General features: G+C 33.5%; 15 protein-coding genes. 12 read left to right on the top strand and 3 right to left on the bottom strand.

Features of this window, described 5'->3' with window-relative positions:
- Positions 1–865, top strand: an 865-nt coding sequence (locus FBT53_RS05435) for a malectin domain-containing carbohydrate-binding protein (protein ID WP_136950163.1), incomplete at its 5' end; no start/stop codon positions are given.
- A 46-nt stretch (positions 866–911) separates the two neighbouring features.
- Here the strand turns inward: FBT53_RS05435 and FBT53_RS05430 are convergent.
- The gene (locus tag FBT53_RS05430; RefSeq protein ID WP_136950162.1) at positions 912–2276 is read right to left on the bottom strand and encodes an exopolysaccharide biosynthesis polyprenyl glycosylphosphotransferase; all 1365 of its coding nucleotides are present in this window, start codon (positions 2274–2276) and stop codon (positions 912–914) included.
- 190 nt (positions 2277–2466) lie between these two features.
- On the opposite strand from FBT53_RS05430, the gene FBT53_RS05425 reads away from it, so the two are divergent.
- A complete protein-coding gene (locus FBT53_RS05425) occupies positions 2467–3312 on the top strand; it encodes a hypothetical protein (RefSeq protein ID WP_136950161.1) in 846 nt (281 codons plus the stop codon).
- Positions 3313–3328: 16 nt separating this feature from the next.
- On the opposite strand, the gene FBT53_RS05420 is transcribed toward FBT53_RS05425, so the two are convergent.
- Both FBT53_RS05420 and FBT53_RS05415 read right to left on the bottom strand, forming a co-directional pair.
- Positions 3329–4066: a tyrosine-protein phosphatase gene (locus tag FBT53_RS05420; RefSeq protein WP_136950160.1), complete on the bottom strand. Its 738-nt coding sequence runs from the start codon at positions 4064–4066 to the stop codon at positions 3329–3331.
- A gap of 59 nt (positions 4067–4125) precedes the next feature.
- On the bottom strand, positions 4126–4377 hold the full coding sequence (locus tag FBT53_RS05415; RefSeq protein ID WP_136950159.1) for a hypothetical protein: 252 nt from the start codon (positions 4375–4377) through the stop codon (positions 4126–4128).
- A gap of 260 nt (positions 4378–4637) precedes the next feature.
- Here FBT53_RS05415 and FBT53_RS05410 point away from each other — a divergent pair, with 260 nt between their 5' ends.
- The 10 genes from FBT53_RS05410 to FBT53_RS05365 all read left to right on the top strand — a co-directional run bounded on the left by FBT53_RS05410 (position 4638) and on the right by FBT53_RS05365 (position 17849).
- Positions 4638–5120 carry a UpxY family transcription antiterminator gene (locus FBT53_RS05410; RefSeq protein ID WP_136950158.1) on the top strand — a complete coding sequence of 161 codons (483 nt, stop codon included), beginning with the start codon at positions 4638–4640 and terminating at the stop codon, positions 5118–5120.
- A gap of 383 nt (positions 5121–5503) precedes the next feature.
- Positions 5504–6616, top strand: a complete 1113-nt coding sequence (gene gmd, locus FBT53_RS05405) for a GDP-mannose 4,6-dehydratase (RefSeq protein WP_136950157.1) — start codon at positions 5504–5506, stop codon at positions 6614–6616.
- 33 nt (positions 6617–6649) lie between these two features.
- On the top strand, positions 6650–7744 hold the full coding sequence (locus tag FBT53_RS05400; RefSeq protein WP_136950156.1) for a GDP-L-fucose synthase: 1095 nt from the start codon (positions 6650–6652) through the stop codon (positions 7742–7744).
- A gap of 61 nt (positions 7745–7805) precedes the next feature.
- A complete protein-coding gene (locus FBT53_RS05395; RefSeq protein WP_136950155.1) occupies positions 7806–9152 on the top strand; it encodes an undecaprenyl-phosphate glucose phosphotransferase in 1347 nt (448 codons plus the stop codon).
- A gap of 278 nt (positions 9153–9430) precedes the next feature.
- Complete coding sequence (locus FBT53_RS05390) at positions 9431–10774, top strand: MBOAT family protein (RefSeq protein ID WP_370323671.1); 1344 nt, start codon at positions 9431–9433, stop codon at positions 10772–10774.
- Positions 10775–10830: 56 nt separating this feature from the next.
- Positions 10831–11715 carry a hypothetical protein gene (locus FBT53_RS05385; protein WP_136950153.1) on the top strand — a complete coding sequence of 295 codons (885 nt, stop codon included), beginning with the start codon at positions 10831–10833 and terminating at the stop codon, positions 11713–11715.
- A 67-nt stretch (positions 11716–11782) separates the two neighbouring features.
- Complete coding sequence (locus FBT53_RS05380; RefSeq protein ID WP_136950152.1) at positions 11783–14080, top strand: tyrosine-protein kinase domain-containing protein; 2298 nt, start codon at positions 11783–11785, stop codon at positions 14078–14080.
- A 70-nt stretch (positions 14081–14150) separates the two neighbouring features.
- Positions 14151–15629: an MATE family efflux transporter gene (locus FBT53_RS05375; protein WP_370323672.1), complete on the top strand. Its 1479-nt coding sequence runs from the start codon at positions 14151–14153 to the stop codon at positions 15627–15629.
- Positions 15630–15650: 21 nt separating this feature from the next.
- Complete coding sequence (locus tag FBT53_RS05370) at positions 15651–16826, top strand: polysaccharide pyruvyl transferase family protein (protein ID WP_136950150.1); 1176 nt, start codon at positions 15651–15653, stop codon at positions 16824–16826.
- Positions 16827–17849 (top strand): glycosyltransferase, encoded by a 1023-nt coding sequence (locus tag FBT53_RS05365; protein ID WP_136950149.1) that lies wholly within the window; start codon positions 16827–16829, stop codon positions 17847–17849.
- The last annotated feature ends 3 nt before the right edge of the window (positions 17850–17852 follow it).

The following is a 17852-nucleotide window of genomic DNA, read 5'->3' as shown; positions in this document are numbered from 1 at the left end:
TGTTTTTAAACTAAGTGTAACAGATAGTCAAGGAGCACAAGCTGAAGATGAAATGGTGTTGACTGTGATACCGGCAAACACAGGCGCTTTTGTTTTAAGAATAAATGCGGGTGGGGGCAAATTTATTAATGAAGCTGGAGAGGTTTATTTAGAAGATAATTATTACGATGGAGGGAATATTTTTAATAATCCTATAACAATAATTAATACCAATCAGTCCCAAATATATCAAACTGAAAGATATGGTGAATTTCAATATGATATTCCAGTTCCCAAAGCAAGTTCTTATACTATTAAATTACACTTTGCAGAAATATGGTTTTCTGCTCCAAATGGAACAACAGGAGGAATAGGTAGCCGTGTTTATGAGGTTTTCCTTGAGGAAAATATTGTAATGTCAGATTATGATATGTTGCTAGAAAATGCCTCAGCATCCGCAATAGTTAAGGTATTTGAAAATATTTCAATTGATGATGGTTTTGTTTCTCTTAAATTCAATTCTATTGTAGAGAATCCAAAAATAGCAGCAATAGAAATCATAGAATATCAGTCGGTGCAGTTACCACTAAAAACTGCTAGCTTAGAAAATCAAAAAGGAGATTATTCAATTGTCTTATACCCTAATCCGGCAAAAGACAAAGTAAACATAGTGTTTAAAAAAGATGAAAATCCTATTAAAATTATAAAAATATATGATATGTCTGGTAGACTAATCAAAGAAATTTCACATGATGATAATTATGATAATAACGTAAGCTTAGAGCTTTATCTTGAAGAATTTTCTAATGGAGTATATAATGTTCATTTTTATACCTTAAATCAAAGATTACCCCTCTTTACTAAGCAATTAATAATTAATAAATAGTTCATCTATTTATAAAAAAAGCCTGTAAAAAATTACAGGCTTTTTTTTAAATACCTCTAGAAAATAGGATAGTAGTTAATGTTTTGAATATGATTCTAATATCCAATACTACAGATTTGTTTTTAATGTAGTATAGGTCATATTCTAATTTTCTTATGGAATCTTCTAAATTTTCTCCGTACTTGTACTTTACTTGCGCCCATCCTGTTATTCCGGGTTTAACTAAATGTCTTACATTATAGAATGGAGTTATTTTATTTAGCTTATCTACAAATATCTTACGTTCAGGACGGGGACCAATAAAAGACATATCGCCTCTTAAAACAGAGATTATTTGTGGTAACTCATCAATCCTAAATTTTCTTAAGATTTTACCAAATTTAGTTACTCTTGCATCGTTTTTAGTAGCCATTTTAGCACCTTTTTTTTCGGCATCAACCACCATAGATCTAAATTTATAGACTTTATATTCTTCACCATTTTTACCCACACGCAATTGCACGTAAAATAGGGGGCCAGGGTTTAAAAAAATATTAAAAAATGCTACAAAAGGTATGGTTAATAAAAACGTTAATCCTGATATAAGAGTTAATAAGAAATTAAAAGCAAAACCACTTAAACCCTGCAAATATCTAATTTTAGAATTATTTAATTGAAGTATCTCATATAGACTATCGTTATGAGAATTAATTGGCAATGCTTCATAGGTAGTTTCATAAAAAGAGCTGTAAGTTATTACCTCTTTTCCGCTTAGTAAAAATTTAACCAATTCGTGCTCCATATGTGGAGAAAAATGATTGTAACTTCTAGTATTAATTATCCAAGTATCAATATTTCTGTAATTGTTGTTGTTAAAATCTACCCCCTCATTATCATTTAAATAAGTAGAAACTACTCTAAAGTAGGTTTCATTATCATCGCCATTAATATTTGCAATGTCTCTTTCCAGCGTAGTTTTTGTAGTTGCATCATAAATGTACAGTACATTCTTAACTGTTGGTACAAACTTAAAAACGTAATTAAAGAGTAATCTCCAAAGAATAAGTTGTACGGGGCTAGAGATTAGAAAAATAAAAAGATGAATTCTCCAATAAGCAAAATCAAATAATAATGTTGTTATAACGACAACAGAAATAGTGAATAAGGATACTATGGTCAATACCCTCATAATAGAAGAGGTGACAGATTTAGGAATACTTTTAAGGTTGTAAAGTTCAAAAATGTACGCTAAAGTTATATAGGTTATAATACCCATAATTAAGATGCCAATTTGGTACAGGAACGGTTCTGACTCTTGATAATCTACAGCGCGTAGTATATATCCTCTTAGGGAAAGACCTATCAATATAAGATCTCCAATAAGTAGTATAAATTTCCTTTCTACGGTATTAAGAATGGATTTTGTAGCCATTAATTGTTAGTTGTTTGATTGCAAATGTACTTTTATATGTTAATTAGGCCTTCTTAAATTAAGAAATGCCGTATAAATTTATTAACCTTAACGCAAACATCCGATTTTTTTGAAGTTTAGCGAAAAGTGATATATACTAACGACAACATCATAGGTTTAGTGTTACTTTTGAGGAGACTAAAACATTATTATGAAAAAAATCACTACGAAATCTGAGAAAACGTTCCCCGTACGCTTGGTTTTTTTATTAGATATTGTACTTACTGCCCTATCTTTTGTTGCCTCTTACTTCATTTGTTCTCTAATTTTACCAGACTTAGGTAGGCATGCTATGTTGGTACAGTTGCCAATAGTGGTAGCATTAACATCTATTATTTTTTTAGCCATTGGCATCTACAAAGGGTATGTTAAGTTTACTAAAATTAGAGAGGTCTATAGCATATTTAATGCTATTTGCATCACTAACATCCTAACCATAGTTTTGGTAGTAGTTAATGGAACCTTATTCATGGAGAAAAATTTAATGGTTCCATTGTCTATAATAATCGTGCATAGTATTTTAAGTTTTAGTGTTTTGGTGATTTCTAGGTATGCTTACAAATACGCGAGTAGGTTTAATAAGTCAGCTAATAGTGCTAAATCCAAATTGGTATTTGCACATACAAGTCTATTGTCGGTTAGTCAAAGAGAAGCTAAGGAACAGTGTCTAAAAAATGCATACTACCAAAAGGAAGAGGATAGGGAGCAATCTGAAATTGTCTTTTTAAAACTTAATTTGGAAGACCATCATATTAGCTTTAAAAACACTCAAAATCTAGATGGTATTGTATTAGAGAATAAGTCTATCATAGAAAATATATCGGTATATAATGCCATACAACAATCAAATAAACCATTGTATTACTTAGCTAACCCAGATAGCTCTTTATCAAAATTAATTCTTCTAAAAAATAAGTTAATAGAGTCTACTCAGGAAGAAGTTAGAGTAGACCAAAAATTCGAAAAATTAACTTATACATCTTCATCTCTAAATTAAATAGAGTTAAGGGTTTTTAAATAAAATGGACTATATTATTAGTAATAATTTCACTTAATTTATCCACGTATTTTTTAGGAATAACTATTTTCTTTAGTGTTTCTAAGTGTCTACTGTGGTGTAAATCAGAACCTAAAAAGTCTATTAAATCGTGGTCAAGAAGGTAATAGGCTATTTTCTGAATATCTTTGCCATAATACCCCTGTAAAGACAACATGTTCAATTGTAATGCTACCCCCTTATTTTTTAAGGTTTGGTAAATTGCTGGTGTTTTATGGTAATATAAATATCGTTCTGGGTGTGCTAAAACAGGAGTGTACTGCTTTTGTAAAAGTTGTAAAATAGCATCGTCAAAATTTATACTGGGTTGTAGGTAAGACATTTCTATCAAAACATGTTCTTGGCCTAGTGGTAGCACTTCATTTTTACTTAAAAGTGCTTCAAAATTATCATCAATCATATGCTCAGCGGCAAAAAAAACTTTTGGTGCTTTAGGTGTATCTGCTAACGCTTTAGTTAGCCTACTATGCGCTTTAGTTATGCTTTGCCTATCGTTGTCATGGTAGTTATGCATAATATGTGGGGTGCAAATAAAGTGCCCCACACCAAACTCTTGCATGCCCTTTAAAAGTCTAATAGATTCTTCTACATTTTGAGCACCATCATCAATCCCAGGCAAAATATGGTTGTGTATATCTACAAACCCTTTAAGATAATCTACTAAAAAATATTTTTTTGTAAATAGGTGTATCATAAAAACTACATCTACTACAAAGGTAGTTGTTCTTATGACAAATTAATTTAGAAGTAAAATTACTTTTCTCCTGTTAGCTTCGCATAAAGCAATTGAGTATATAACTTTTGATTTTCTGCTATTATTTCTGAGGTAGATTTATCTAGTGGTATCACATTATCCACGACCCTTTTCTCTAAAGGTTGATTTTTATGCCCATTAGCCTTACTTTTAAAATAAGGAGATAACATATTATAATACTGCTCCAAACTTAAAAGTTTTGGTCTTCTCTTAAGTGCTAGGGGGGAGCTAAAAAAGCTTAGTACACTCATCATCATCATTTTTTGTTAGTAAATAACGTTGAGATTAGTGTTTAAGTATTTAAATGATAAGAAAAATCTTACAATTGGTCGTTAGGTCTTTATTTTAAATTGATAAACAAGTTAAGTTAAATTTATGAAACATATAAAATAGCGTTAGTTTTTTATCATATTTATTATTTTCAGTTTAAAAATAACATCTAAATTTCCAGATTAGTAATTAATGCTATAATTTACCATTTCCCCCGACAACCTACATAGTTTAGAATTTTATGACAAAACAATGGTTTATTCTTGTAGTAAAGACAAGAAACGAGATAAAGGTAGCAGAACAGTTAGCTGCTGGGGGATTCACGGTTTACTGCCCTACTAAGAAGGAAGTAAAGTTGTGGAGTGACCGTAAAAAAACAGTAACAACCCCTCTTTTTTCTTCTTATGTTTTTGTACAACTCAAAGACAAAGAACGGAGTAATGTCTTTACAGTTCCAGGTATTGTGCGCTATTTGTTTTGGTTAGGTAAACCAGCAGTAGTGCAAGATGCAGAGATGTACACTTTGCAAAAATGGTTAGCCAATGATGCGGTTGATCAGGTAAGTCTTGCACAATTTCATCCTGGAGAAAACATTACTATAAAACACGGTGTTTTAAAAGATAAAAAAGCTGTAATACAGCAAGTTAATGGCAAACGTGTTAAGTTAGCTATTCAAGGCTTAGGCATTGTAGTTAACATCAAGCTCAGAGAATTGGTTAATTAAAAATGGGGTAAGATGGTGCTTATTACAGCTCTTGTTCTGGTACGCCCTTTTAATTATAAACCTCGTAATTTCTATAAGCATTCAATTATCATATTAAGAACTCCTTCTATAAAATACTATTCAATTCATAAAAATTTTCAAAGACTTTTAATTCATCTAGGTTAGTAAAAATTGAGATGCTATGTTTGTACGGTAAAAGTGTTTTTTTACTTATAAATACATAGACCATATTCTTATCTTTGCGACCAAGTACAATGTGAGTCGTGTTGCGGAGCACGTGGTTCCAATCCATTCTAATTCTTTAATTATAATTTTTAATTTGCTGTTTGTCAGGCGCTAAGGGCTTCTGGCAAAAACTACATAATCCATTAACATTATCAATTATGAAAGTAGCCTTAATAACGGGTGTAACCGGACAAGACGGTGCCTATTTAAGTGAGTTTTTATTAAAAAAAGGTTATAAAGTACATGGTATCAAAAGAAGAACTTCTCTTTTTAATACAGATCGTATAGATCATTTGTATCAAGACCCGCATGTAGATAATCAAAATTTCTTTTTGCATTATGGGGACATGACGGATTCTACCAACCTTATTCGTCTTATACAAGAAATACAACCAGATGAAATTTACAATCTAGCAGCAATGAGCCATGTAAGAGTGTCTTTTGAGATTCCGGAATACACAGGCAACGCTGATGGCTTAGGTACCTTGCGTATTTTGGATGCTGTACGTTTGCTAGGTCTAGAAAAGAAAACTAGAATTTACCAAGCTTCCACTTCAGAATTGTACGGTAAGGTGCAAGAGGTACCACAATCAGAAACTACGCCTTTTTATCCACGTAGTCCTTATGCAGTGGCTAAAATGTACGCCTACTGGATTACCGTAAATTACAGAGAAGCCTATGGTATGTATGCGTGTAATGGTATTTTATTTAATCATGAATCCCCAATTAGAGGGGAGACTTTTGTAACCCGTAAAATTACCAGAGCTGCTGCCCGTATAGGTCTTGGGTTGCAAGAAAAATTATACCTAGGGAACCTAGACGCCAAAAGAGACTGGGGGCACGCTAAAGATTATGTACGTATGATGTGGATGATTCTACAGGCAGAAGAAGCAGAAGATTGGGTAATTGCAACAGGAAAAACCACTACAGTACGGGATTTTGTACGTTTAGCTTTTGGAGAGATTGGCGTGGAGTTAGAATTTAAAGGAGAGGGTATTAATGAAAAAGGCTATGTAGTTTCTTGTAGTAATCCTGAGTTTCAAATAGAAATTGGTAAAGAAGTACTCTCAATAGACCCTAAGTATTTTAGACCAACAGAGGTAGAATTGTTGATAGGGGATGCTACCAAGGCAAACACTAAACTAGGATGGACTCCAGAGTACGAGTTAAAAGATTTAGTAAAAGATATGATGCAAAGTGATGTACGATTAATGCAAAAAGATCAACACTTGCAACATGGCGGGTACGATACTTTTAATTACTACGAATAGAAACAAACAGTCATAATTAATAAAATTTAGCCAATGGATAAGTCAGCCAAGATATACGTAGCTGGGCACCGTGGCCTTGTTGGGAGTGCCATTGTAAAGAATTTGCAAGCAAAAGGCTATACTAATTTAGTATACCGTACGCATGCAGAATTGGACCTTACAGATACAACAGCAGTTGCACAGTTCTTTGCTTTAGAAAAGCCTGCTTATGTCATCTTGGCTGCGGCTAAAGTAGGGGGTATCGTAGCTAATAATACCTATAGAGCAGATTTTATACATCAGAACTTGATGATACAGAATAATGTAATACATCAAAGTTATGTGCATGGGGTGCATAAATTATTGTTTTTGGGAAGTACGTGCATTTACCCCAAAGCATGTCCGCAACCCATGAAAGAGGATTACCTGCTTACCGATGTTTTGGAATATACCAACGAGCCTTATGCCATTGCAAAGATTGCGGGGATAAAAATGTGCGAGAGTTACAACTTACAATACGGCACTAATTTTATATCGGTGATGCCTACTAATTTATACGGACCAAATGATAATTTTGATTTGGAAAAATCGCACGTACTGCCTGCTTTGATTCGTAAAATGCATTTGGGTAAGGCATTAGAAGAGGGCAATTGGGAAGCGATCCGTGCAGACCTGGATAATTTGCCTATAGAAGGCCTTAACGGTAGTGCGGAAGGGAACGAAATCTTGTCCATCTTAGACAAGTATGGAATCCAAAAAGAAGGGGGGCAAGTGCGTATAGAAATATGGGGCTCTGGTACTCCAATGCGGGAGTTTTTGTGGAGTGAGGATATGGCAGATGCTTGTGTTTTTTTAATGGAGCAAAGAGATTTTAAAGATTGCTATCCACCAGATACTAAAGAAATAAGGAATACCCATATCAATATTGGTACAGGTGTAGATATCAGTATTAAAGACTTGGCGTATTTGGTCAAAGAAAAAGTAGGTTTTACAGGAGAACTGTTTTTCAATACAGAAAAACCAGACGGTACCCTTAAAAAGTTAACAGATGTTTCTAAACTGCATGCCTTAGGATGGCAGCATACCGTTGCCCTAGCGCAGGGGATAGAACAAATATATACCTGGTACAATCCAATCCCTGTAGATTAATTAGGAGCAACCCCATTTTTTTAGCAATCAAAAAGTTCTCAAGAACTTTAAGTTTCTTTACGTGAGAAAATCATACTTTATAATTCCGCTGTCTTTTATTGTACACCTAGGGATTATCAATAGTGTCTTGTATTTATGTACTCCGGATACCTTTAGGCATGGGTACAGCGTGCTGTATTACAATATCGCTTGGCTTTTGGTTACCTATGGTATTAATTTTTATAAGAACGCAAGAAAAAAGGGACTACTCAATAATTTTAAAAATTATGTAAGACTCTTTTTGGTGTACGGCTTGGTGTTTTTTGCTTCATTTACCTTTTTAGGAGCAAATACATATTCTACCATTTATTTGTTTTCGGTATATCTTATTATTTGCCTTTTTTTAGTCATATTTAATATCATTTTTTACTTCGCTAGAAAGGCTTACCGCAAAAAAGCAGCTCCCAACAAACGGGTTGTGGTAATAGGTTGGGATAAAAACTTAAAGAAGATTCGTAGAATTTTTGATAACCCAGAGCATGATTATGAATATGTGGGTTTCTTTGATAATAAAGACTCCAAAAGCCCTACCTACTTGGGTAAAATTGCTACCTGTTACGATTATATTTTTAAAGAAAATATAGACGAACTGTATTGTATTGCTTCGCAATTGTCTAAAGATGAGATTCAGCACATCATGAATATTGCAGACAATACCATGAAACGGGTACGGATTATCCCAGATAACAAAGAACTATTTTCTAGGGCTATGAGTATTGAGTTGTATGACAATGTCCCTGTACTCAATCTAAGGGCCTCCCCTCTAGAACTAGAATATGCCAACTTGGTAAAACGGGTGTTCGATGTTGTTTTTTCCCTATTCGTAATCGTATGTGTCTTTAGTTGGTTACTCCCTATTGTAGCCCTCGCAATTAAACTAGATTCCAAAGGGCCTGTTTTCTTTAAACAGTTACGCCATGGTGTAAATACAGAAACCTTTTGGTGTTTAAAGTTTAGGTCTATGGCTAAGAATAAGGAGAGTGATGCTAAAATGGCGTCTAAGAATGATATGCGCATTACCAAGGTGGGGCGCATTCTTAGAAAAACAAGTATAGACGAGCTGCCGCAATTTTTTAATGTGTTGATGGGCGATATGAGTGTGGTAGGCCCACGCCCGCACATGGTGGTACAAACAGAAGAATATCAAAAATCAGTAGATAAGTATTTGGTACGCCACTTTTTAAAACCAGGGATTACTGGCCTAGCGCAGGTAAAAGGCTATAGGGGAGAGGTGATTCAAAAATCGGATATATTAAACAGAGTCCGGTATGATATTTTTTATATGGAAAAATGGTCTTTAAAGTTAGACCTTCGGATCATATTTTTCACCGTATATAACGCTGTAAAAGGCGAAGAAAAAGCGTATTAATAAATAATTTTAAAAATGTTGTAAGGAACATTGCAGCGTATCGTCTTAAAGTCATGTTAAGGGACTTGATGTAGCTGCAGTTGTAAACAAAAAATAAAACAAGCGCAAAATGTAAGATTGAAAATCCCCCAACAAAATTTTATCAGGTTCATCACCCTAACTATAAAATAATGTTGTTCAATTCTTTCGAGTATCTATTTTTTCTGCCCATTACCTTTCTGTTGTATTGGTTTGTTTTTCAGAAAAAAGTAAGAGTTCAGAATCTATTTTTAATTTTTGTGAGCTATATTTTTTATGGCTTATGGGATTATCGCTTTCTTCTACTAATTTTCTCTAGCACGCTTGTAGATTATGTTGTCGGCTTACAACTTTTTAAATACAGAAACAATACAAAGCTCAAGAAAAAGTGGTTGTACCTAAGTTTAGCTTTTAATTTAGGCTTGCTCGCAACCTTTAAGTATTTTAACTTTTTCCTAGATTCATTTATAAATTTAGCTTCCAATTTTGGGTATTCCATTGGAGATTCTTGGACACTTAAAATTATTTTGCCAGTAGGTATTTCTTTTTACACCTTTCAGACCTTGTCGTATTCCTTAGATATTTATTACAAACGTTTAACGCCTACCAAGGATTTAATTTCTTTTACGGCATTCGTTTCGTTTTTTCCACAATTGGTCGCAGGTCCAATAGAAAGAGCCTCTAATTTGTTAGGGCAAATCAAAGAAAGAAGAATATTCAGTGCTGCTCAAATAGAAGCTGGGGGTAAACTTATACTTTGGGGTTTATTTAAAAAGATGGTCATAGCAGATGCTATGGCGCCTATGGTAGACGATATTTTTACCAATTACCAAACACAAAGTACGTCTACGCTAATCTTAGGGTTGGTATTCTTTAGTTTTCAGGTGTACGGAGACTTTAGTGGCTATAGTGATATTGCCATTGGTACGGCAAAAATGTTTGGGATTGAGTTAATGAGCAATTTTAAATTTCCTAATTTCTCTAGAAATGTAGCGGAATACTGGCAACGTTGGCACATTTCCTTGTCTACATGGTTTAGGCATTATGTATATATCCCCTTAGGCGGTTCCCGGGTTGCTAAATGTTTGTCTGTACGTAATATCATCATCATTTTTTTAATAAGTGGTTTTTGGCATGGCGCCAACTGGACATTTATTGCATGGGGAGCCTTACATGCCTTATTTTATATTCCCGTTTTTTTAATGGGGCATAATAGAAAGTATGCACATACTGTGGTAGCAGAGCACAAGTGGTTTCCTAATTTGGTAGAAATAGGGCAAATTTTGCTCACATTTACCTTGGTTACTTTTTCTAGAATATTTTTTAGGTCGCCCAGCATTACGGATGCCTTTGGCTACCTTAATGCCCTGGTTAGCAATACCCATTTAAGTGGCTATTCGCATCCCGTAGGTTACAGGATGGTAGATTATTATATTTTATTGCTACTCTTTGTAGGGTACGAGTATTTTATTCGGAAAGACGAAAGAAACCCATTTCCTTTTAAATATAAAGGTATTCGTTTAACGGCATACGCCAGTATTTGCTTAGCCATTTTGTTGTTTTATGAAAATACCTCGAGGGCCTTTATCTATTTTCAGTTTTAGTTATGTTACGTTTAGTTGTTAAGTTTTGTACCTCTACACTGTTTGTTCTTATATTCATGGAATTAATGGTGAGAGCGTTTCACTTGCATACAGATATGCCAGATAGGTATATTAATGAAGCTGGCGTTGAGCTAAATGCACCCCACCAAGAAGGTTTGTTTGTAACAGGAAATCGTAGGCAACATGCAGTACCCTACAAAACTGATGCGTACGGATTTAATACCCTACAAAATAATAGAGATACCAAGGCCCAAAAGACGATTGCGTTGATAGGCGATTCTTTTATCGAAGGTTTTCATCAGCCTACGTCTGCATCTTTAGGTAAAATGGTAGAAGCGCAATTGCAAAATACTACGGTTACAGAATATGGTTTGTCTGGCTATGATTTTGCCGACCAACTCTATTTGGTACATACCTATAGAGAACATTTTGAGCAAATGGATGCGCTCGTATTTTATCTAAAATATGAGAACGACTTAGAACGAGATACCTACACTCCTAATTGGGAAAGAAACAACAAAAGAGGTGCGTTACTTACCAAAATTAGAGAAGAGAGCAAGCTGCTTTCTTACGTTGGCCGTTTAGGCATTATCAATGAGTTTTCTCGATTTATAAAAGGCAAGGAATCTAGAAAAGTCGCCTTTGAAAAGCAGAATGAAAGCCATCTTAATCCCAAGCTGGACAAGAAACGGATAACCAATTTCAAAAAATTATTACAGCAGTATTCTTTGCCTTTAAGCAAAATATATTTACTAGTAGATGCAAGTAACGCTAGTACCAACTTTATACGTACTTGTAAAACTATGGGTATAAAACTTATAGATATTAATAGTACATTACAACAAACAGATACGCAAACTAACTATTTATATGACACTCATTGGAACCATTATGGCAGACAACGGGTAGCAACCGCAATCAGTTCTTGTTTTAAAAAGTAAACTAGTTTTAGTTAGACTGGTACCAATAGATTAAAAATTACAGTTCCCTTAATTACATTTTATTACTATGACAAACGTTCATAATGTTCCTAATCAAAGTGAGCAAAACCTGAAGGACATCATTTTAAAATATTTAAAATTTTGGCCCGTATTTCTTTTAAGCATCGCATTAGGTATCACTATTACGTACCTCTACTTACGGTACAAAGCTGTTCCAAAATATGAGGTGAATAGCAAAATACTAATTAAGAATGTAGAAAATGGTCAAAGTACTTCTGGCATTCCAGGCTTTGATAATTTTGGTTTGGTAAAATCTGCACACAGTTTAGAAGACGAAATAGGTATTATTACATCCAATGGTTTAATAGAAGAAGTAATCATTAATAATAATTTAAACCTTACGTATTACATAGAAGGGCAGATAAAGGATGTAGAAATTTATGGTGAAAATGTTCCGATTACCGTAACGGTGGACGAAACCTATGAGAATTTGCAGTACGATGTGCCTTTGTATGTAAAACTATTAGACAAAGAACGTTTTGAAGTAAGCTACGAAAAAGGGGATACCATAAAAAGAATAGAACAAAAATATGGGGAATTGGTAGAACTACCCTTTGCTAAATTTACGGTGGCCTTAAATGAAGCTTTATTTCCTTTTGAAAATGATAGACGCTTATACTTTAAGATTGGCGATAAAGAAAATTTAATAGCTAGTATTCTCAGTAATTTAAGTGTAACTCCTGCCAATGATACGGGTAGTCTTTTAAAATTAAGCTTTGTTTCTAATAGTCAGGAGAAAGGGGAAAAAGTTTTATCTAAAATCATCGAAACCTATATAGACCGTACCATCAAATACGAAAATGAATTGGCCGAGAATACCATCAAAATGATTGATGATCGTTTAAAAGTGTTGTCTGGAGAGATAGAGGATGTGGAGAAAACGGTAGTCGACTTTAAAACCCAACAAGGCGTTACGGATATTGCGAGCAATGCCGATGTGTTTATACAACAATCTAACCAGTATAAAAGTAGGGTAGCGGAGTACCAAACACAGATTAGTGTATTAGAACAGGTAGAGAATAACATTGCTTTGGGTACAGCAGATTCTCCCATTGGTGGGGCCATCAATGACCCTGCGTTGGCGGCTTTAGTCAATAAATACAATGAAACCTTATTAGAAAAACAACGTTTAGAACGTTCCGCCAACGGTTCTAATCCTATCATTACCAATTATAATGAAACGCTAGAAGGTCTAAGAGAATCCATTGCCAACAATGTCAATAGCTTAAAGAATAGTTACAGCATTGCAAGAGGCAATTTATTAGGGAACGCCAGCAGGTATGATGCCCGTATTGCCAAGGTGCCACAGATGGAAAAGCAATTACTAGACATTAGTAGGGACCAAAGCACCAAAGAAGGCTTGTATTTATACTTGTTACAAAAGAGAGAGGAGGAAGTGCTGTCGTTGGCGGCACCGGTTTCCTCTACCCGTATGGTAAGTTTACCCAAAGCAGGCAGATGGCCCATAAGTCCGAACAAAAAAATAATGTATCTAACGGGATTGCTTATAGGACTCATTATTCCGGCCTTTATTTTTTATGGCAAGGAAGTTTTAAATACCAAGATTACAGAGGTAGATGAGGTAACCAAAAATTTACAATTACCATTCATTGGAGAATTGTTCAACTCAAAAAATACACAACTAAATTTTAATGAAGATAGGACAACTTCTCCTGTGGCAGAGCTGTTCCGATTAATGCGTTTTAATATTGATTACATGTCTAGCGCAGCGCAAAACCAAACCTTTATGGTTACCTCTACCGTAAAAGGGGAAGGGAAAACCTTTGTGGCAAGTAATTTGGCCAAAGCCTTGGCTTCTAGTGGAGAAAAGGTGGTGGTTTTAGAGTTTGATTTAAGACAACCCATGTTGACAAAAAATTTGGGTATGGAAAAATCTCCGGGTATCTCTGATTTTATCGTAAAAAAAGGCACAGCAATAGAGGAGATTATACAACAGCATCCCACTATAGAAGACTTACACGTGATCAGTTCTGGTTCTATTCTTTTCCAAGCCAGCAGGTTTATGCTATCTAATAAAATAGAAATCTTGATGAACGAACTCAAGAAAAGATACCAGCGTATTATTATTGACACGGCACCGATTGGGATGATATCAGATGCTTATGCCCTCAATAAATATGTAGATGGCACCATTTATGTGTTGCGCAAAAACGTGAGCAAAAAGAGTTACTTAAAAGCTATAGAGGACAATCATAATAGCAATAAGCTCAAAAATACCATGGTAGTCTTAAATGGCACCTCTTCTAAAGTGGGTTACGGCTACGGCTACGCTAACACAAAATAAATTCTTCAATTTACATTAGTACAAATTGAATTTACAAAACAGAAATAAGAAAATAGCACGGAATACACTTATGCTGTATTTCCGAATGATTCTTAATTTATTTATAACACTTTATACCAGTAGATTAATACTGGAATATTTGGGTGTTGTGGATTACGGTATATATAATGTTGTTGGTGGTCTTGTTTCAATGTTTTCTGTTGTATCAGGATCCTTATCAAATGCAGTTAGTAGGTTTCTAGCCTTTGAATTAGGAAAAGAAAATTGGAAAAAATTAAAGAATATTTTTTCCATGTCTTTCACGATTCATTTTTTACTAGCAATTATAATTCTAGCTTTAGTACAGATATTGGGGGCATGGTTTTTAAATAATGAAATGAACATTCCCACTAATAGACTGGAAGCGGCTAATTGGGTGTTATTGTTTTCTTCTTTAACATTTTCCGTTAATCTCCTCAATATACCTTTTAATGCTGCTATTGTTGCTAATGAAAAAATGGATGTATTCTCGTATATATCCATTTTAGAGGTCCTTTTGAAATTGATTATTGTAGTTTTGCTCGGCTATGCGACCTATGATTCTTTGGTGCTTTATGCTATACTTTTATTCGGAGTGTCTCTATTATTAACCTTAATTTACGTAGTTTACGCTAATAAAACGTTTAGGGAAGTCAGTTTAAAATTGTATTGGGATAAAATTATTTTTAACGAAATAATTGGTTTTGCCAGTTGGAATTTTTTAGGCGTATTAGCAAACATCTTTAAAACTCAAGGGATTGTTATTCTATTAAATTTATTTTGGGGAGCTACTGTTAATGCCGCACAAGGAATCTCTGTACAGGTTAGTAATGCAATACAAAGATTCGCAGATAATTTTATAATGGCAGTTAACCCTCAAATTATAAAATCTTACGCTAAAAATGATATGCAAGACACGCTTAAATTGGTGTCTACAGGTTCAAGATTATCATTTTTCCTACTTTTGGTACTTTCATTTCCTGTACTAACAGATACCTATACCATTTTGGAATTATGGCTTAAAAAAGTTCCACCATACACAGTGATGTTAGTGAGACTTGTCTTAATAAATTCGCTAATTGAGGTTTTTTCCAAGCCTATTATCACACTCATAAACGCAACAGGTAGAATTAAATACTATCAAATAGGGATAAGCATACTTCTATTTCTAAATTTCCCATTTTCATATTTAATATTAAAACTAGGAGGACGACCTTCCCATGTATATCTTGTTTATATACTAATTTCAAGTATAGCGTTACTTTTTCGATTTATATTCTTGAAAAATAATGTAGGTATTAATATTTCAACTCTTTTTACATCAATATTTAAAAAAGCGTTTTTGGTGTTTTTAATAGCTACTGTTCTGTTTGGGTTAAATAATTACTTTTTTAATGAAGGTTGGTTTAGATTATGTACTTCAACAATTTTATGTGTTTTACTGATTTTGATAAGTATTATTTTCTTTGGTTTAGCAGAATCAGAACGAATGTTTATCAAAAACATCTTAATCAAAAAAATAAAGAAATAAATATTTAAACAGGTAATTTTCATGAAACAAAAAATTGGTATTATAAGTTATTGGGATAGTCTAATAAATTATGGTCAAATACTACAAGGTACTGCCTTACAATATATCTTAAAGGGTATGGGATATGAGGTGGAAACCATCAAATACGTACTTGACAATAGAGAAGATAAGAAAACACTGCCCGAAAAGGTTCATGATTGGATTTATGATGACATATCTATTTCTACAAGAATTAAGAATAGAATCACTCCTAAAAAAAAGATTGATGATAAGAGTAACTTATTAAGTTTAGAATATTTTAGAGAAGAAAGGAAATTCGATAGTTTTAAAAGTAATTACTTAAATCTTTCAGAGCAAGAATTTAAAACCCTGAGGGAGCTAGAGGAATATGCGAAGTCTTTTTATGCGTTTATAACAGGCAGTGATCAAGTCTGGCATAAAACAGGAGGTTTAGAAAGAAAAAGAATTTTTCTTTTAGATTTTCTATCAAAGGACACCAAGAGAATTTCGTATGCGGCTAGTTTTGGTAGAGATGACATAATTAATAAAAAAGAAGTTATCACCTTTAAGGAATGCTTCAAAAAATTTGATGCCTTAAGTGTTCGTGAGGATTCAGGATTAAAACTGTGTAAAAAAATAGGCGCTGACAATGCACTATTGATGCCGGATCCAGCCATTCTTTTATCTAAACAGGACTGGATACAATATTTATCCTTAAACGTAAACGAAGCAAATAAAAAAACCGTTTTTTGTTACTCCTTAAAATCAAAAGACCATCGTGTCCACCAAATACTAGATTATTTAGAAAGCAAGGGGTATCAAATACATTATGCTTGTTCTGATTTACTTAAAGATGAACGAGCCAATACGGAACCTACTATAGAGGAATGGTTAGAACATATTATTAACGCAGATATTGTTGTAACCACTTCATTTCATGGAACCCTATTTTCCTTACTAATGAATACCCCCTTTATTAGTGTTGGTAAACCCAATCCACTGAGTGAAGGTTCTAATCGAAGGTTCTATTCTATTTTAAAAGAATTGAATTTATTAAATCGACTAACCAATAGATTTGATGCTTTAGAAATTGAAGACATCATTAATGCTCAAGTAAATTGGACCTCAGTTAATAATAAATTTGGTGAATTGAGATTAAAGGGGAAAAAGTTTCTAGAAACTGCTTTAAAAAATTAGATGATTTTATCCGTAATTGTCCCAATTTATAATACAGAAGCTTATCTAAATAAGTGTTTGGATTCTCTTTTGGTATGCACAAGTAAGGATTATGAATTAATCTTGGTTAATGATGGTAGTCCTGATAACTCTAATGACATTGTCCAATCCTATCTAAAAACTTTCTCAAACATCAAATATGTTAAGAAAGAGAATGGTGGCCTTAGCTCAGCAAGAAACGCAGGTATGGTCCATGCTCAGGGTAGATATATAACCTTTGTAGATTCAGATGATTATGTGTCTGATGATTTTGTATCTCAATTATTAGATGCCATTAAAGATGAAAAAGTTGATTTATTAGTAAGTGGTGTCAATAAAATAGAAGTTGCCCAAGAAAAAATAGTACCTTATAAATTTCCAACAGAGACGATAGATTTAAATACATTAAAAGCTCACAAAATTTTAGAAACGTATGACGTATTAGGATCAAGTTTTATGCACGGAAAGGTTTTTTTGTTGGAATTAATAAAAACGAAGAATTTGTTATTTATTAATGTTACCCCCCAAGAAGACACCATTTTTTTCTTAGATTACCTGCAGCACGCCAACTCTTTAAAACTGCTTAATTATAGCGGTTACCACTATGTAATTCATCAAAGAGCATCCCTAACTAAAAAATTACAGCGATACGATGTTCTTTTTACAATTAGCGAAGCTTTACTTGAATTATACAACACTTTATTTTCTAGACTAGAAGGTTTAAGCATAGCCTATAAAAATAGAATGGTATCTGAATATGGGATTGACCAAAGAATTTTTGCATGGTTAGATATATATTCAAATAATAAACTTAAAAAAAACAGTAGACTCCCCATGCTGTTAAAAGAAAGGAATAAGTTAAAAAAGATAGCTAAAACGTACGATTATAAGGCTAGGAGAGGTAATCAACAAAAATTTTATTCCTTATTAGTATCAAAAATGCCATTGTTTTTGGTGGACAGCTTAGCTTCTATTTTTTTCTTTTTAAAATCAAAATTTAACTAGTAT

This window comes from Flavobacterium sp. ASW18X (genome assembly GCF_005144745.1).
GTDB lineage: Bacteria > Bacteroidota > Bacteroidia > Flavobacteriales > Flavobacteriaceae > Croceivirga.
The sequence above is the reverse complement of the archived record's forward strand: the minus strand, read 5'-3'. Positions and strand labels throughout refer to the sequence as shown.

What these genes read in the sequence shown, in the direction of transcription:
- FBT53_RS05420 (WP_136950160.1), bottom strand. Translation starts at nt 4,066, where the DNA reads ATGATACACCTATTTACAAAAAAATATTTTTTAGTAGATTATCTTAAA.
- gmd (WP_136950157.1), top strand. Translation starts at nt 5,504, where the DNA reads ATGAAAGTAGCCTTAATAACGGGTGTAACCGGACAAGACGGTGCCTAT.
- FBT53_RS05365 (WP_136950149.1), top strand. Translation starts at nt 16,827, where the DNA reads ATGATTTTATCCGTAATTGTCCCAATTTATAATACAGAAGCTTATCTA.
- FBT53_RS05425 (WP_136950161.1), top strand. Translation starts at nt 2,467, where the DNA reads ATGAAAAAAATCACTACGAAATCTGAGAAAACGTTCCCCGTACGCTTG.
- FBT53_RS05410 (WP_136950158.1), top strand. Translation starts at nt 4,638, where the DNA reads ATGACAAAACAATGGTTTATTCTTGTAGTAAAGACAAGAAACGAGATA.
- FBT53_RS05430 (WP_136950162.1), bottom strand. Translation starts at nt 2,276, where the DNA reads ATGGCTACAAAATCCATTCTTAATACCGTAGAAAGGAAATTTATACTA.
- FBT53_RS05400 (WP_136950156.1), top strand. Translation starts at nt 6,650, where the DNA reads ATGGATAAGTCAGCCAAGATATACGTAGCTGGGCACCGTGGCCTTGTT.
- FBT53_RS05380 (WP_136950152.1), top strand. Translation starts at nt 11,783, where the DNA reads ATGACAAACGTTCATAATGTTCCTAATCAAAGTGAGCAAAACCTGAAG.
- FBT53_RS05375 (WP_370323672.1), top strand. Translation starts at nt 14,151, where the DNA reads ATGCTGTATTTCCGAATGATTCTTAATTTATTTATAACACTTTATACC.
- FBT53_RS05385 (WP_136950153.1), top strand. Translation starts at nt 10,831, where the DNA reads ATGGAATTAATGGTGAGAGCGTTTCACTTGCATACAGATATGCCAGAT.
- FBT53_RS05415 (WP_136950159.1), bottom strand. Translation starts at nt 4,377, where the DNA reads ATGAGTGTACTAAGCTTTTTTAGCTCCCCCCTAGCACTTAAGAGAAGA.
- FBT53_RS05370 (WP_136950150.1), top strand. Translation starts at nt 15,651, where the DNA reads ATGAAACAAAAAATTGGTATTATAAGTTATTGGGATAGTCTAATAAAT.